We start from the raw sequence: 15,406 nt of genomic DNA on the forward strand, positions 1-15,406 counted from the left end.
AGCCTCCCATGGGCAAGCCGCTCAAGCGCTCGACCATCTACTTCGACCCTGAGCTTCACCGGGCCTTGCGGCTGCGTGCAGCGCATGCAAACCGGAGCCTGTCGGAAATCGTCAACGACGCCGTTCGCGAGCTGCTGGCGGAAGACCAGGAAGACCTGGCCGCGTGTGATGACCGCGTAGCCGAGCCGGAGATCAGCTACCAGGACCTGCTGGATGACCTGAAGGCCCATGGCAAGATCTAGTGGGCTACGCGCTCTCCTTCAAAAAGTCCGTCGCGAGGGATTTGCGGGCGATTCCCCGGCGGGACGTACAGCGCATCCTCAAGCGTATCGAAGCGCTTCGAACCGACCCGCGGCCCGTCAACTGCGAAAAGCTGTCGGGCCAGGAGCGCTACCGGGTGCGGCAAGGCGTTTACCGGATCGTCTACGAGATCGTCGATGAGCGGTTGGTTGTCCTTGTCATCAAGGTCGCTCACCGCAAGCAGGTTTATCGAAAGACCTGACTAGAACCGCAGATCCCCCCAGCGCGCCTGCAGCGCGGCCAGCGCCGCCAGCGGCGCGGTCTCCGTGCGCAGCACGCGCGGGCCCAGGGCCAGGGTGCCGAAGCCGGCGGCCTGGGCGCGGGTGACTTCCTCTTCCTCCAGCCCGCCCTCGGGGCCGCAGAGCAGCGCGACGGCGCCGGCGTAGGCCGGCAGGTCGCGGGGCTCGGCGCGGGGGTCGAGGACGAGGCGCAGCGGGGCGTCGACGCTGTCGAGCCAGCTGGCCAGGGGCTGCGGCCCGGCGATGGCGGGCACCCGGTTGCGGCCGCACTGTTCGCAGGCGCTCTCGGCGATGCGCTGCCAGTGGCCCTGCTTCTTCTCGCGCCGGTCCGCCGGCAGGTTGAGGCCGCGGGCCGTGAGCAGCGGCGCGATGCGGGCGATGCCGAGTTCCGTGGCCTTCTGCACGACCAGGTCCACCCGGTCGCCGCGGGAGATGGCGATGCCGAGCTCCACGGCGAGGGGGGATTCGCGGTCGATGGCGCGCGGGGCGCCGCAGCGCACGGTGACGCTGCGCTTGTCGGCGGCGAGGAGTTCGCCGGGGTACTCGCTGCCGCTGCCGTCGAAGAGCACGAGCCGGTCGCCGGGCTGCATGCGCAGGGTGCGGGCAATGTGCCGCGCGGGTTCCGCCTCCAGCGCCACCTCGGCGCCCTCGGCGAGAGGCTGGCGGGTGAAGAAGCGCGGGCGGTCCACGGCGGGCGCTAGGCCGCCAGGCCCAGGTTCTCGCAGATCTGCCGGGTCGGCTCCACCTGGTTCATGGTGTAGAAGTGCAGCCCCGGGGCGCCCGAGTCGAGCAGCGTGCCGCAGAGCTGGGTGACCACCTCGATGCCGAACTGGCGAATGCTCTCCTGGTCGTCGCCGAAGCCCTCGATGCGCTGGCAGATCCAGCGCGGGATCTCGGCGCCGCAGTTGCGCGAGAAGCGGGCCAGGTTCTGGAAGTTGGTGATCGGCATGATGCCGGGGACGATGGGCGCCTCGATACCGATGGCGGCGCACTGGTCCAGGAAGTAGAAGTACGCCTCCGGGCTGTAGAAGTACTGGGTGATGCCGCTGTCGGCGCCGGCGTCGAACTTGCCCTTGAGGTAGCGGATGTCGCTCTGGTAGCTCTGCGCCTGCGGGTGGATCTCCGGGTAGGCGGCCACCTCGATGTGAAAGTGATCCCCGGTGCGCTCGCGGATGAAGGCCACCAGCTCGCTGGCGTAGACGATGGTCGCCCCGGCACCGTTGCCGGAGGGGATGTCGCCGCGCAGCGCCACGATGCGGTCGATGCCGCGCGCCCGGTAGCGCTCGAGCATGTCCGCGATGGTGGCCGCGTCGTCACCGCCGAAGCTCAGGTGCGGCGCCACGGTCAGGCCCCGGTCCGCCAGGGCCGTCACCGTGTCGAAGGTGCGGTCCCGGGTGGAGCCGCCCGCGCCGTAGGTGACCGAGAAAAACCCCGGCGCAAGCGCCTGCAGCGCCGGGGCCGTCTGCGCCAGGAGTTTTTCCCGCCCGGCGTCCGTCTTGGGCGGGAAGAACTCGAAGCTGATCTCGGGCTTCCGTGCCATGGGCGGTCCTCAGTACTTGTAGCTCTCGGGCTTGAAGGGGCCGTCTACGGTGACGTGGATGTAGCCGGCCTGTTCCTCGGTGAGCTTCGTGAGCACACCGCCGAAGCCCGCCACCATGTCCGCGGCCACTTCCTCGTCCAGCTTCTTCGGCAGCACCTCGACCTTCAACGCGGCTTCCTTGAGCGCCGGCTCGAGGTCCGCGAAGCGGCGCTCGTAGAGGTAGATCTGCGCCAGCACCTGGTTGGCGAAGGAGCCGTCCATGATGCGCGACGGGTGCCCGGTGGCGTTGCCCAGGTTCACCAGCCGGCCCTCGGCAAGGAGGATGAGGTAGTCGTTCTGCGCCTGGTCGCGGTAGATCTTGTGCACCTGCGGCTTGATCTCTTCCCACTCCCAGTTCTTGCGCATGTAGGCCGTGTCGATCTCGTTGTCGAAGTGGCCGATGTTGCAGACCACGGCGTTGCGCTTGAGGTTGCGCAGCATGGCGGCGTTGCAGACGTCGTAATTGCCGGTGGCGGTGACCAGCAGGTCGATGCTGCCGAGCAGGTCCGTATCGATGCAGGCGTCCGTGCCGTCGTTGACGCCGTCCTTGAAGGGGGAGACGACCTCGAAGCCGTCCATGCAGGCCTGCATGGCGCAGATCGGGTCCACCTCCGTGACGCGCACGATCATGCCTTCCTGGCGCAGCGACTGGGCGGAACCCTTGCCCACGTCGCCGTAGCCGATGACCAGGGCGCGCTTGCCGGAGAGCAGGTGGTCCGTGGCGCGCTTGATGGCGTCGTTGAGGCTGTGGCGGCAGCCGTACTTGTTGTCGTTCTTGCTCTTGGTGACGCTGTCGTTCACGTTCACCGCCGGCACCTTCAGCGTGCCGTCCTTGAGCATTTCCTGCAGCCGGTGCACGCCGGTGGTGGTCTCCTCGGTGATGCCGTGGACCTTCTCCAGCATCTCCGGATACTTGTCGTGCAGCATGGCGGTGAGATCGCCGCCGTCATCGAGGACCATGTTCGCGTCCCAGGGCTGGCCGTCCTTGAGGATGGTCTGCTCGATGCACCACTCGTACTCCTCCTCCGTCTCGCCCTTCCAGGCGAACACCGGCACGCCGGCGGCGGCGATGGCGGCAGCGGCATGGTCCTGGGTGGAGAAGATGTTGCAGGAGGACCAGCGCACCTCGGCGCCGAGGGCGACCAGGGTCTCGATGAGCACGCCGGTCTGGATGGTCATATGGATGCAGCCGAGGATCTTCGCACCCTTTAGGGGCTGCTTCGCGGCGTATTTCTCGCGCAGGGCCATCAGCGCCGGCATTTCCGTTTCGGCGATTTCCAGCTCCCGCCGGCCCCATTCCGCGAGGCTGATGTCGGCGACCTTGTAGTCCTGCTTCGTGTCCAGTTGTTCTGCGGTGCTCATGATGTGTTCCCTGCTTGATAAACGTGATCGTTGAAGTCGTGGCTGACGCCGGTACTACGCGTTGCGCAGCGCGTCGGCCTTGTCGGTCTGTTCCCAGGTGAATTTCGCATCCTCGCGGCCGAAGTGGCCGTAGGCGGCGGTGTCGCGGTAGATCGGGCGCTTCAGGTCGAGCATCTCGATGAGGCCCCTGGGCCTGAGGTCGAAGTGCTCGCGTACCAGCTGCACGATGCGCTCGTCGCTCACCGAGCCGGTGCCGAAGGTGTTCACGGAGATGGAGGTGGGCTCGGCCACGCCGATGGCGTAGGACACCTGGATCTCGCAGCGCTCGGCGAGGCCGGCGGCGACGATGTTCTTGGCCACGTAGCGGCCGGCGTAGGCCGCCGAGCGGTCCACCTTGGACGGGTCCTTGCCGGAGAAGGCGCCGCCGCCGTGCCGGGCCATGCCGCCATAGGTGTCGACGATGATCTTGCGCCCTGTGAGGCCGCAGTCGCCCACGGGGCCACCGATGATGAACTGCCCCGTGGGGTTGATGTGGTAGCGGGTGTCGGCGTGCAGCCACTCGGCGGGCAGTACTTCCTTGATGATCAGGTCCATGACCGCGTCGTGGATGTCGCCCTGGGGTATGTCCTCGTCATGCTGCGTGGACAGGACCACCGCGTCCACGGCGACGGGCTGGCCGTGCTCGTAGCGCAGGGTGACCTGGCTCTTGGCATCCGGGCGCAGCCAGGGCAGCGTGCCGTGCTTGCGCAGCGCCGCCTGGCGCTCCACCAGCCGGTGCGCGTAGTAGATGGGGGCGGGCATGAGCACGTCGGTCTCGTTGCTGGCGTAACCGAACATCAGGCCCTGGTCGCCGGCGCCCTGCTCCTTGTCCTCGCCCTCGTCCACGCCCATGGCGATGTCCCGGCTCTGCTTGCCGATGGCGTTGAGCACGGCGCAGGAGGCGCCGTCGAAGCCGACCTTCGAACTGGTGTAGCCGATGTCCGTGACCACGCCGCGGACCACGTCCTCGAGGTCGACGTAGGTGTTGGTGGTCACCTCGCCGGCGATCACCACCATGCCGGTCTTGACCAGCGTTTCCACCGCGACCCGCGCATCCACGTCGTCGGCGAGGATGGCATCGAGGATGGCGTCGGAGATCTGGTCCGCCATCTTGTCCGGGTGGCCCTCGGAAACCGATTCCGAGGTGAAGATCGAGTAGTCGCTCATGCTGTGTCCTTAAAAGAAAGTCCTTACTGAGTCGCGTGGCCGAAGAGGCGCACCTGGATCTGGAAACCGTTGCGCTGGGCGAGAAAGCTGCTGGCGAGATCGCCGAGCCCCGCCTCGACCGCCCAGGCCGTGAGTTGCTCCGGTTCGAAGCCGAGCCAGAGGTCGCCGCAGTTCTCCCGGGCCCAGCCCTGGTGATGGCGGCAGAGGTCCGTGACCGCGATGACGCCGCCGGGCGCGAGGTGCGCGGCGGCGTCCGCGAGCACCCGGGCCGGGTCCGGCGTGTGGTGCAGGACCATGTTGATGACGATGCAGTCCGCTTTGATGCCCGCGAGCGCGGGGCTGCCGGTGTCACCCAGGATGAAGTCGACATTGCCGAGGCCGCTGCCCGCCGCGGTGGCGCGGCTGGCGGCGAGCATCTCCACCGCGTTGTCCAGGGCTACCACGCGGGTGAAGCGCGGGGCGAGGCGGGCGAGGAAGCGGCCGTCGCCGGGGCCGATCTCCAGGGCCAGCGCGCGCCGCGCCAGCGGCGCCTCCTCGAGGAGCTCGGCCACGGTGTCGGCGTACTGCCCGTAGCTGGCGATGAGGTCCTGCTGCTCGCGGAACTTGTGTGCGTTCAGGCGGAAAAAGTCCCGGGAGTTCTTCTCCCGCGCCTGCTGCAGCTGCGCAAGGCCCTGTTCCATGGCCGGCGGCAGCGGCAGCGCGTCCAGCTCGGCGAGCAGCGCCGCCGCCACGGCGCCGCCGCCCGAGGGCGCCAGCAGGTCGCTGCGCCGGTAGAAAATGCTCGTGCCCTCGCGGCGGCTGGTGACCAGCCCGGCCCGGGCGAGCACCTTCAGGTGGTGGCTGAGCGCCGGCTGGCGCATGGCCAGCAGGTCGCACAGCTCGGAGACCGCCAGCGAGTCGTTGTGCAGGGCGCGCAGAACGCGCAGGCGCAGCGGGTCCGCGCAGGCCTTGCAGGCCGCGGCGAGGTCCGCGAGGGCGGCGTCCGGTTCGCCGCGGGCGGCGACCGGTGTCAGGGAAGCTGCACCGTGCATGACGCGGAGTCTAGCAGCCCTGACAACCTATATCAAAAAATTTCGATATAGGACTTTTTACGTTGTTCCCCGCACCCCGCTGGGCCAGAATGCCGGGCTTTTGACACGGGGACGACCCTATGCCCGCCCGATCCGACCTCGCGCGCTCCGACCTTGCCAATGCCATCCGTGCCCTCAGCATGGACGCCGTGCAGCAGGCCAGCAGCGGCCACCCCGGCGCGCCCATGGGCATGGCCGACATCGCGGAAGTGCTCTGGAACGATTTTCTTGCGCACAACCCGGCGAATCCCGCCTGGCCGAACCGGGACCGCTTCGTGCTTTCCAACGGGCATGGCTCCATGCTCATCTACAGCCTGCTCCATCTCACGGGCTATGACCTCCCCATCGAGGAGCTGAAGAATTTCCGCCAGCTGCACAGCCGCACGCCGGGCCACCCGGAGTACGGCTACACGCCGGGCGTCGAGACCACCACCGGCCCCCTGGGCCAGGGCCTGGCCAACGCCGTGGGCATGGCCATCGCCGAGAAGACCCTGGCGGCGCAGTTCAACCGCCCCGGGCACACGGTGGTCGACCACCACACCTACGTGTTTCTCGGTGACGGCTGCCTCATGGAGGGCATCTCCCATGAGAGCAGTTCCCTCGCCGGCACCCTGGGTCTCGGCAAGCTCATCGCCTTCTACGACGACAACGGCATCTCCATCGACGGCGAGGTGGAAGGCTGGTTCACCGACGACACCCCGGGCCGCTTCCGCGCCTACGGCTGGCAGGTGATCGAGGCCGTCGACGGCCACGACCCGGAGGCCGTGCGCGCGGCCATCGAGGCCGCCCGGGCCGAAGACGGTAAGCCGACGCTGATCTGCTGCCGCACGGTGATCGGCAAGGGCGCCCCCAACAAGGCGGGCAGCGAGTCCTGCCACGGCGCGCCCCTGGGCGCGGACGAGGTCGCCGCCACCCGCGAGGCCCTGGGCTGGACGCACCCGCCCTTCGAGATCCCGCAGGCCATCTACGACGGCTGGGACGCCCGCGCCGCCGGCGCCGAGCGCGAGGCCGCCTGGGACGCCGCGATGGCGGCCTATGCGGAAGCGCACCCGGGCCTGGCCGCCGAGCTGTCCCGGCGCCTGGCGGGCGAGCTGCCGGCGAACTTCGGCGAGCGCGCGGAGGCCTTCATCGCCGAGTGCCAGGAGGCCGGCGCCAGCGTCGCCAGCCGCAAGGCCTCGCAGCAGTGCCTCAATGCCTATGGCGCCCTGCTGCCCGAGTTTCTCGGCGGCTCCGCGGACCTCGCCGGCTCCAACCTCACGCTCTGGGACGGCAGCAAGGCGGTGACGGCGGACGACGCGGCGGGCAACTACCTCTATTACGGCGTGCGCGAGTTCGCCATGACGGCCATCGCCAACGGCCTCGCCCTGCACGGCGGCTTCATCCCGTACACGGCGACCTTCCTCATCTTCATGGAGTACGCGCGCAACGCCGTGCGCATGGCGGCGCTCATGGGGCAGCCGCAGATCCTCGTCTACACGCACGACTCCATCGGCCTCGGCGAGGACGGCCCCACGCACCAGCCCGTGGAGCAGCTCACCGCCCTGCGCGCCACGCCCAAGCTGCACACCTGGCGTCCCTGCGACACGGTGGAGACCGCCGTGGCCTGGCGCGCCGCCATCGAGCGCCGCGACGGCCCGACCGCGCTGGTGTGCTCCCGCCAGGGCCTGCCGCACCAGGCCCGCGACGACGCCCGGGTCGCGGCCATCCACCGCGGCGGCTATGTCCTTCGCGATTGTGACGGCTCTCCCGAAGCCATCATCATCGCCACCGGCTCCGAGGTCGCCCTCGCCGTGGGCGCTGCGGAGCGCCTGGCGGAGCAGGGCCGCGCCGTGCGTGTCGTGTCCCTGCCCTGCGCCGAGGTCTTCGAGCAGCAGGACGCGGCCTACCGCGAGTCGGTGCTGCCGAGCGACCTGCTTGCCCGGGTGGCGGTCGAGGCTGGCCACCGCGACTGGTGGTACAAGTACGTCGGCCTCGACGGGCGCATCGTCGCCATGGACAGCTTCGGCGAATCCGCCCCCGCCGCCGCGCTGTTCGAGGAGTACGGCTTCACTGTCGACAACGTGGTGGCGGCGGTGGACGAGGTCCTGCAGCTCTAGCAATGCTGCGCCTCGCCATCAACGGCTACGGCCGCATCGGGCGCAGCGTCCTCCGGGCCCTGCAGGAAAGCCCGCTGCGCGAGGCGCTCAAGGTGGTCGCGGTGAACGAGCTGGCGGACGCGGCGACGGTGGTCCACCTCACCCGCTACGACAGTACCCACGGGCGCTTTCCCGCCGAGGTCGCCCCCTGCGAGGTCGGCTTCAGCGTCGCGGGGGAGCCGATCGCGCTGCTCCGGGAGGAAGACCCGGCGCAGCTCGACTGGGGCCGCCACGGGGTCGACCTCGTGCTCGAATGTTCCGGCGCCTTCAGCGACCGCGCCACCGCCGGGCAGCACCTCGCCGCCGGGGCCGGCCGGCTGCTCTTCTCGCAGCCGGCGCAGGCGGATGTCGACGCCACCGTGGTCTACGGGGTCAACCACGACTGCCTCGAGGCTCGCCACCGCATCGTGTCGGCCGCGTCCTGCACCACCAACGGCATCGTGCCGGTCATCGCCGCCCTGGATGACGCCTTCGGCATCGAGGTGGGCACCATTACCACCATCCACTCGGCGATGAACGACCAGCCGGTGCTCGACGCCTATCACCATACGGACCTGCGCAAGACCCGCGCGGCCTCCCGCTCCATCATCCCCATCGATACGGGCCTCGCCCGCGGCATCGAGCGCATCCTGCCGGCGCTCGCCGGGCGCTTCAGCGCGCAGGCGCTGCGCGTGCCGACGCTCAATGTCTCGGCGATGGACCTCACGGTGCAGGTGCGCGCCCCGGTGGACGAGGCAGCGGTGAACGCCGCGCTCGCCGCGGCCGCGGCGGCGCGTTTCGACGGCGTCCTCGGCTATACGGAGGAGCCGCTGGCCTCCTGTGATTTCAACCATGATCCGCGCTCCAGTATCATCGATGCCAGCCAGACCCGGGTCAGCGGCAGCCACCTGGTGAAGGTACTGACCTGGTTCGACAACGAGTGGGGCTACGCCAACCGCATGCTCGACGTCGCCCACTACTGGAGCCGCACCGCCTAGGCCCCGCAACCCCCGAGGAGCCCGCCATGTCCCTCTCCGTCAAGCTCATGCAGGACTTCCCCCTCGCCGGCCGCACGCTGCTGATCCGCGAGGACCTCAATGTGCCCCTCAAGGACGGCAGGGTCGCCTCCGATGCGCGCATCCGGGCCGCGCTGCCGACCATCGAGCAGGCCCTGGCCGCCGGCGCGAAGGTGCTGCTCATGTCGCACCTGGGCCGGCCGACGGAGGGAGATTTCGACCCGGCGCTGTCCCTGGAGCCGGTGGCCGCGCACCTCGGCGAGCTGCTCGGCCGCCCCGTGCCGCTCATCCCCGACTGGCGCGGCGGCGTGGTGTTCGGTGACGGCGAGATCGCCATGCTCGAGAACGTGCGCTTCAACAGCGGCGAGAAGAAAGACGACGAGGCCCTGGCGCGGGCCTACGCCGGCCTCTGCGACCTGTTCGTGATGGATGCCTTCGGCACCGCGCACCGGGCCCAGGCCTCGACTCACGGGGTGGCCCGTTACGCCCCGGCGGCCTGCGCGGGCCCGCTGCTCGCCGCGGAGCTGTCGGCCCTGGAGCGGGCGCTGGCGGAACCGGCGCGGCCCATGGTCGCCATCGTCGGTGGTTCCAAGGTCTCCACCAAGCTCACGGTACTCGAGACCCTCGCCGACAAGGTCGACCAGCTGGTGGTCGGCGGCGGTATTGCCAACACCTTCCTTGCCGCGGCCGGGTTCCCGGTGGGCAAGTCCCTCTGCGAGCACGACCTCGCGCCCGCGGCGAAAGCTCTCATGGAGAAAACCGCCGTGCCCCTGCCCGAGGACGTGGTGGTCGCCAGTGAGTTCAGCGCCGAGGCCGAGGCCACGGTGAAGGCGGCTTCCGAAGTGGGCCCGGAGGACATGATCCTCGACATCGGCCCCCGCGCCGCCGAGGCCCTGGCGGCGCAGCTCGCCGATGCCGGCACGATCCTCTGGAACGGTCCCGTGGGTGTGTTTGAATTCGAGGCTTTCGCGGGCGGCACCCGCGCCCTGGCGGAGGCCATCGCCGCCAGCGATGCCTTCTCCCTGGCGGGCGGCGGTGACACGCTGGCGGCTATCGACCGGTTCGGCATCGCCGACCGGGTCTCCTACATCTCCACCGGCGGCGGCGCCTTCCTCGAGTACGTGGAGGGCAAGACGCTGCCGGCGGTGGCGGTGCTGGAAGAGCGCGCTAGAGATGGAGGGTCGTAGCGACCCCGTCGAAGAACATCTGCACGGCGATGATCACCAGGATCATCCCCATGAGCCGCTCCATGGCGATCAGCCCCCGGTTGCCGAGGGCTTTCAGCAGTAGCGGCGACGCCATGAGCAGCACGGCAGACACGGCCCAGGCGCCGACGAGGGCGGCGGTCCAGTCGAGCATCCGCGACGGGTCCGTGTGTACCATGAGCATGGCGATTGCCAGCGACGACGGGCCGGCCACGGCCGGAATGGCCAGCGGCACGATGAAGGGCTCCCCGTCCGGCGAGTCGCCGATCATCCCGTAGGGCGAGGGGAAGATCATGCGGATGGCGATCAGGAACAGGATGATCGCGCCGGCGATGCTGATCGACTCCTGCCTGAGGCCCATGAGATCGAGCGCCGTGCTCCCGCCCCAGAGGAACAGGAGCAGCACGCCCAGGGCCACCAGCAGCTCCCGGAAGATCACCCACTGGCGCCGCTTCGGGTCGACGTCCTTGAGCACGGACAGGAAGATGGGCACGTTGCCCAGCGGGTCCATGACCAGGAGCAGGGTGATGAAGGCGCTGAAGGCGGTATCCATGGTGCTACAATTGTCTCATGAAACGCCGGGGGGCACCGCCCCGGCAGGAGGCTGGCCATGCCCCGCTACACGCTCCTTGCGCTGTTGCTGCTCTTCCTCGCCGGCTGCACCTCGCAGCCACCGCCGCAGTTTTCGGCCGAAGCGCAGTTCGGCGCCGACGACCTGCTCGATGGCCGGCTCTTCGGCGTCGGCCCGGAGGAGGCGCCCGGGGACCCGGCCCTTCTCGCCGTCAACGACGACATGCGCGCCTTTCTCGCCGAGCGTGTACCGGCGCGTGCCAGTGACTCGCGCAAGGTCGATCTCATCCTGGAGGGCATCCTCGAGGGCGGCCTGAAGCTCGAGTACGACAACCTCCTCACCCTGCCCGCCAGCGAGGCCTTCTACCGCCGCGCCGGCAACTGCATGAGCTTCACCAACCTGTTCCTCGCCCTCGCCCGGGAGGCGGGGGTGCGCGCCAGCTACCAGGAGGTCATGGTGCCCCCGACCTGGACCGAGGGCGAGCACGCCTGGTTCTACAACCTGCATGTGAACGTCCTCGTGGACCTGCCGGGGGCGGAGCAGGTGGTCGACTTCAACATCGGCGACTACATGCGGGCCTACCCGCGGCGGCTGCTCAGCGACGAGGCCGGGGAGTCGCACTACCACAACAACCTGGGCGTGCACTACATGACGCACGACGACCCCGCCCGGGCTTTCCTGCACTTCCGCCGGGCGCTGGCGCTCCAGCCCGGTGCCGGCCACGTGTGGACCAACCTCGGCACGCTCTACCGGCGGCAGGGGGAGACCGCCCGGGCCGAGGCCGCGTTCCGGCATGCCATCGACCTCGACCGGGAGCCCGTTGCCATGAGCAACCTGGCGCGTCTCTATCGCGAGCAGGGTCTGCCCCGGCTGGCGGCGAACTACGCGCGGCAGGTGGAGCGCGTGCGCTCGAAGAATCCCTACTACCAGTACTACCGGGCAGAGCAGTCCTACGAGGCGGGCGCCTACCTCAAGGCGCAGCGGCATCTCGAGAAGGCGCTGCGGATGCAGGCGAAGGACCACCGCTTCCACCACCTCATGGCGATGATCTTGACCCAGCGGCGCCAGCCGCAGCTCGCGCGGCAGTTCCTGCGCCAGGCCGAGGCGCTGGCTGCGGATGCCGACAAGGCTCGCTACGGCAACAAGCTCGAACTCCTCGCCGGGAGCTAGCGCTCTGGTAGAATCGCGGGCCGCAACCATCGACGCAGGAACACCATGGCCCAAGCCCGCAAACGCCGCGCCGCCGCAATCCCGGCATCCCTGAAAGATGCCCTCTCCCTGCACCGGGCCGGCCGCCTCGGGGAGGCCGAGCGCGCCTACCGCGCCACCCTCGCGGCCCACCCGGCGCACCCGCAGGCCCTCCATGGCCTCGGCACGCTCTACTACCAGCTGGGCCGCCTTGAAGCGGCGCGGGACTGTCTCGCCGAGGCCGTTGCGCGAAAAGCCGGGCTGCACGGCGCCTGGTACGAGCTCGGCAACGTGCGCCGGGATCTCGGCGACGTGGCCGGCGCCGTCACGGGCTACCGCCGTGCCCTGCAGCACGCGCCGGACTTCGCCCCGGCCCACTGTGCCCTGGCCCGGCTGCGTGATGGCAGTGACACCGCCGCCGAGGCCGCGGAGGCGAAGGCCCTGCGCCAGGTATATGCCCGCAGCAAGGCTGGCTCCCTCGAGCGTCGCGATCTCGCCTGGGGCCTGGCCGCCGTCGCCGAGCGCGCGGGCGATGTAGAGGACACGCTTGCCCACCTCGCCGAGGCCCATGCCGTGGATGCGGCGCGCCAGCCCTTCGATGTGGCCGGCGCGAGCCGCTATTTCGATGCCCTGGCCGGGGCCCTGGACGCCGATACCATTGCCTCCCGAGCCGCAGACGGCGGCAGCGGCAGCGAGCTGCCGGTCTTCGTCTTCGGCCTGCCGCGCTCGGGCACGACCCTGGTGGAGCAGGTGCTGGACAGCCACAGCGCCGTCCATGGCGCCGGCGAACTGCGGCTCATCGGCGATCTCTGCGGCGACCTCGAGCGCCGCACGCGACAGCCCTTCAATGTCGCCTTCGCCCGGCTCTCGGCGGCGGACCGGCGCGGCATCGCCGGCACCTATCTCAAGGCCCTGCAGTCCCGGGCGCCGCTGGCGCGGCGGGTCGTCGACAAGATGCCGGCGAACTTCCTGGCCCTGCCGCTGCTCGCCTGCCTGTTCCCGAAGGCGCGCTTCATCCACTGCCGGCGCGATGCCCTGGCGAACTGCTGGTCCATCTACCGCACCCGTTTCGACGAACCGCACCGCTATGCGGGCAGCCCGGCGGACCTCGGCGCCTACTGGCGCCTCTACGACGACTACCTGGCGCGCATGGGTGAGCTGCTGGGGGACCGGCTGTATACCGTCAGCTACGAAGAGCTCGTCGCGAGTCCGGAGCCCGTGATCAACGCGTTCCTGGCGCACTGCGGCCTCGAGCCGGAGGCCGCCTGCCTTGCGCCCCAGGACAATCCGCGGCCCGTCACCACGGCGAGCACGCTGCAGGTCCGCCAGCCGATCCACGGCGATGCTGTTGCAGCGCATCGTCCCTTCACCGATGCCCTGCCCGCCCTGCGCGAGGCGCTGGAGGCGGGCCGATGAGCGACCTGCTCAAACAGGGCCTCGAGGCGCTGCGCGCCGGTGACGCCCCGGCGGCGGTTGCCGCGCTGGAACAGCTGACCGCCGGTGGCGAGGCTGACAGCTCGGCCTGGCTCGCCCTGGCCTTCGCGCGGGTCAACAGCGGCGACAGCGACGGCGCCCTGGCGGCCGTGGACCGGGCCCTGGAGAAAGACCCGCGGAACCTCCGCGCCCTGCTGTTCAAGGGCGACCACCTGGACCGGCTCGGCCGCTCGCGCAGCGCCATGGGTTTCTACCAGGCGGCGCTCGGCATCGCCGCGCAGCTCACGGAGGCGCCGCCCCGGGACGTGCAGGAGGGGCTGAAGCGGGCGGCTGCCAGCAGCGACCGCCTCGCCGATGCCTACGAGGCGCACCTGCGCGGCGCCCTCGAGGCAGCGGGTTTCCGGGACGACGTGGCGCCGCGCTTCGCGGAGTCCTTCGACATCCTCTGCGGCCGCAAGCCGGTGCAGTACCAGCAGCCCACGCGCTACCTCTTCCCCGGCCTGCCGCAGATCGCCTTCTACCCGCGGGAGACCTTCCCCTGGCTCGAGGAACTGGAGTCGCACACGGCGGCGATCCGCGCCGAGCTCGAGGCCCTGCTCGCCGGCGAGGAGCGCTTCCGCCCCTACCTGGAGCAGGACCCGCACTCGCCGCAGCTGAATGACAGCTCGAACGTGGGCAGCATGGACTGGAGCGCCTTCTACCTCTGGCGCGATGGCGCGCTGGTGGAAGAGAACGCCGCCCGCTGCCCGGCGACGGTGGCGGCCCTGGAGGGTGTCCCGGGCCCGGATGTCCCGGGGCAGACGCCCACGGCGCTGTTCTCCCGCCTGAAGGCGGGCACGCACATTCCGCCCCACAACGGCATGGTCAATACCCGGCTCATCTGCCACCTGCCGATCATCGTGCCGCCCGACTGTGGCGAGCTGCGGGTGGGGAACTACACGCGCCCCTGGGTCGAGGGTGAGGCCTTCGTGTTCGACGACAGCGTGGAGCACGAGGCCATCAACCGCTCGGAGCATGAGCGGGTCGTGCTGCTCTTCGATATCTGGCGACCGGAACTGACGGAAGACGAGCGCCACTGGGTGCGGACCTTGCTGCAGGCGGTAGATACCTTCAGCGACTGACCTTTTTTCCGCGCAGGATCCACGCGCCGTCCCGGGCCGGTTCGCCCAGCGCCAGGCGGGCCGGTTCGTCCACGGTGAGGCCGCCGGCGGCCAGGCGCTCGCGCCAGGCGGTGAGGGCGGTCTCGTCGAGGGCGGCGTCGAGCATGGATTGCATGCGCTCACGCCAGGCGGCCATGGCGGCCTCGACCTTCTCCGCCCAGGCGATGACCTCCGCCGGCTCGAAGGCGTTCATCTTCCGGTACATGTGGGCGATGTCGGCGTAGGTGCGGAAAACGAGCCCCCCGCCGATCTCCTTGCCGTGCTCCCTGATCACGCCCTCCATGGCCTGTACGCAGGGGGCCAGGTCGCGGTCCGCCTGTTCGAAGGCGTCGCGGGTGCCGCGGCCCTGGCGCAGGGCCAGGGCCTCCTCGATGAGGCGGATGAAGGCGGGTAGGACACCGCTGTCGTGGACACCCTCGAGGGCGTCGCGGTTGGTCCGGCATTCCTCCCAGATCGCGCCGTTCTTCAGGTGCATGAGAAAGGCGATGGAGCCGCCGGGACGCAGCACTCGGGCGGCCTCGTCGGCGGCTTCCAGCGGGGCGTACTCGATGCCGAACTGGCTGACCACGTGGTCGAAGAAGGCATCGGGCAGGGGAATGTCGTCTGCGCTGGCGCAGACGGCGGCCACGGCCGGGTGCTGCGCCGTGACCAGGTCGATGGCGGCCTCGCTCACGTCGAGGCAGGTGATGCGGAAGTGGCGCAGGTTGTTGCGGGCGACGGACTCGGCCAGGGCAGTGACGGCGCCGTGGCCGCAGCCGAGGTCCAGGAGGCGGGTGCGCCCGTCATCGGCGAACGCGCAGGACGTGAAGAACGCCAGCCAGTAGTCCCGGAGCGCGGGGTCGCGGGCCCCGATCTCGGGTACCACGCCGGCGCGCCGGGTCCGCTCCCAGTAGTCTTCCCAGGCCTGGGCGTCAGTGCTGTTCATGGGCTAAAGCATGCCTCCTTCGCATCGTGAGCACAAA

Annotated in this window: 15 protein-coding genes; 8 read left to right on the forward strand and 7 right to left on the reverse strand. The window is 69.9% G+C overall.

Annotation, left to right across the window (positions count from 1 at the left end; all coding sequences use genetic code 11):
* Nucleotides 1-8 precede the first annotated feature (8 nt).
* Together ACX93N_RS05350 and ACX93N_RS05355 are read left to right on the forward strand one after the other, a co-directional pair.
* On the forward strand, nt 9-242 hold the full coding sequence (locus tag ACX93N_RS05350; protein ID WP_459427368.1) for a CopG family transcriptional regulator: 234 nt from the start codon (nt 9-11) through the stop codon (nt 240-242).
* Nucleotides 242-502, forward strand: a complete 261-nt coding sequence (locus tag ACX93N_RS05355) for a type II toxin-antitoxin system RelE family toxin (protein WP_459427369.1) — start codon at nt 242-244, stop codon at nt 500-502. The genes ACX93N_RS05350 and ACX93N_RS05355 overlap by 1 nt, the downstream gene beginning before the upstream one ends.
* On the opposite strand, the gene ACX93N_RS05360 is transcribed toward ACX93N_RS05355, so the two are convergent.
* Genes ACX93N_RS05360 through ACX93N_RS05380 form a run of 5 tightly spaced genes read right to left on the reverse strand, consistent with a single transcriptional unit; the run spans nt 503 to nt 5,717 of the window.
* A complete protein-coding gene (locus tag ACX93N_RS05360) occupies nt 503-1,228 on the reverse strand; it encodes a 16S rRNA (uracil(1498)-N(3))-methyltransferase (RefSeq protein ID WP_459427370.1) in 726 nt (241 codons plus the stop codon). It abuts the gene before it with no gap.
* An 8-nt stretch (nt 1,229-1,236) separates the two neighbouring features.
* Complete coding sequence (metF, locus tag ACX93N_RS05365; protein WP_459427371.1) at nt 1,237-2,079, reverse strand: methylenetetrahydrofolate reductase [NAD(P)H]; 843 nt, start codon at nt 2,077-2,079, stop codon at nt 1,237-1,239.
* A gap of 9 nt (nt 2,080-2,088) precedes the next feature.
* The gene (ahcY, locus tag ACX93N_RS05370; RefSeq protein ID WP_459427372.1) at nt 2,089-3,480 is read right to left on the reverse strand and encodes an adenosylhomocysteinase; all 1,392 of its coding nucleotides are present in this window, start codon (nt 3,478-3,480) and stop codon (nt 2,089-2,091) included.
* A 54-nt stretch (nt 3,481-3,534) separates the two neighbouring features.
* The gene (gene metK, locus ACX93N_RS05375) at nt 3,535-4,686 is read right to left on the reverse strand and encodes a methionine adenosyltransferase (RefSeq protein ID WP_459427373.1); all 1,152 of its coding nucleotides are present in this window, start codon (nt 4,684-4,686) and stop codon (nt 3,535-3,537) included.
* A gap of 23 nt (nt 4,687-4,709) precedes the next feature.
* Nucleotides 4,710-5,717: an ArsR/SmtB family transcription factor gene (locus tag ACX93N_RS05380; RefSeq protein WP_459427374.1), complete on the reverse strand. Its 1,008-nt coding sequence runs from the start codon at nt 5,715-5,717 to the stop codon at nt 4,710-4,712.
* 119 nt (nt 5,718-5,836) lie between these two features.
* Here ACX93N_RS05380 and tkt point away from each other — a divergent pair, with 119 nt between their 5' ends.
* From tkt to ACX93N_RS05395, 3 genes are read left to right on the forward strand one after another with little or no spacing between them, the layout of a single operon-like run.
* The gene (gene tkt / locus ACX93N_RS05385) at nt 5,837-7,852 is read left to right on the forward strand and encodes a transketolase (RefSeq protein ID WP_459427375.1); all 2,016 of its coding nucleotides are present in this window, start codon (nt 5,837-5,839) and stop codon (nt 7,850-7,852) included.
* A 2-nt stretch (nt 7,853-7,854) separates the two neighbouring features.
* Nucleotides 7,855-8,868 carry a glyceraldehyde 3-phosphate dehydrogenase NAD-binding domain-containing protein gene (locus ACX93N_RS05390; RefSeq protein WP_459427376.1) on the forward strand — a complete coding sequence of 338 codons (1,014 nt, stop codon included), beginning with the start codon at nt 7,855-7,857 and terminating at the stop codon, nt 8,866-8,868.
* Between the two features lie 26 nt (nt 8,869-8,894).
* A complete protein-coding gene (locus ACX93N_RS05395) occupies nt 8,895-10,073 on the forward strand; it encodes a phosphoglycerate kinase (protein WP_459427377.1) in 1,179 nt (392 codons plus the stop codon).
* Here ACX93N_RS05395 and ACX93N_RS05400 read toward each other — a convergent pair.
* Nucleotides 10,054-10,644 carry a YhgN family NAAT transporter gene (locus ACX93N_RS05400; RefSeq protein WP_459427378.1) on the reverse strand — a complete coding sequence of 197 codons (591 nt, stop codon included), beginning with the start codon at nt 10,642-10,644 and terminating at the stop codon, nt 10,054-10,056. The two genes, ACX93N_RS05395 and ACX93N_RS05400, sit on opposite strands and share 20 nt — an antisense overlap.
* Before the next feature lie 57 nt (nt 10,645-10,701).
* On the opposite strand from ACX93N_RS05400, the gene ACX93N_RS05405 reads away from it, so the two are divergent.
* From ACX93N_RS05405 to ACX93N_RS05415, 3 genes are read left to right on the forward strand one after another with little or no spacing between them, the layout of a single operon-like run.
* A complete protein-coding gene (locus ACX93N_RS05405; protein WP_459427379.1) occupies nt 10,702-11,832 on the forward strand; it encodes a tetratricopeptide repeat protein in 1,131 nt (376 codons plus the stop codon).
* Between the two features lie 45 nt (nt 11,833-11,877).
* Nucleotides 11,878-13,266 (forward strand): sulfotransferase family protein, encoded by a 1,389-nt coding sequence (locus ACX93N_RS05410; protein ID WP_459427380.1) that lies wholly within the window; start codon nt 11,878-11,880, stop codon nt 13,264-13,266.
* Nucleotides 13,263-14,405 carry an aspartyl/asparaginyl beta-hydroxylase domain-containing protein gene (locus tag ACX93N_RS05415; RefSeq protein WP_459427381.1) on the forward strand — a complete coding sequence of 381 codons (1,143 nt, stop codon included), beginning with the start codon at nt 13,263-13,265 and terminating at the stop codon, nt 14,403-14,405. Before ACX93N_RS05410 ends, ACX93N_RS05415 begins: the two co-directional genes overlap by 4 nt.
* Here the strand turns inward: ACX93N_RS05415 and ACX93N_RS05420 are convergent.
* A complete protein-coding gene (locus ACX93N_RS05420; RefSeq protein WP_459427382.1) occupies nt 14,395-15,369 on the reverse strand; it encodes a class I SAM-dependent methyltransferase in 975 nt (324 codons plus the stop codon). The two genes, ACX93N_RS05415 and ACX93N_RS05420, sit on opposite strands and share 11 nt — an antisense overlap.
* Between the last annotated feature and the right edge of the window lie 37 nt (nt 15,370-15,406).

This window comes from Pseudohaliea sp., from assembly GCF_054552115.1.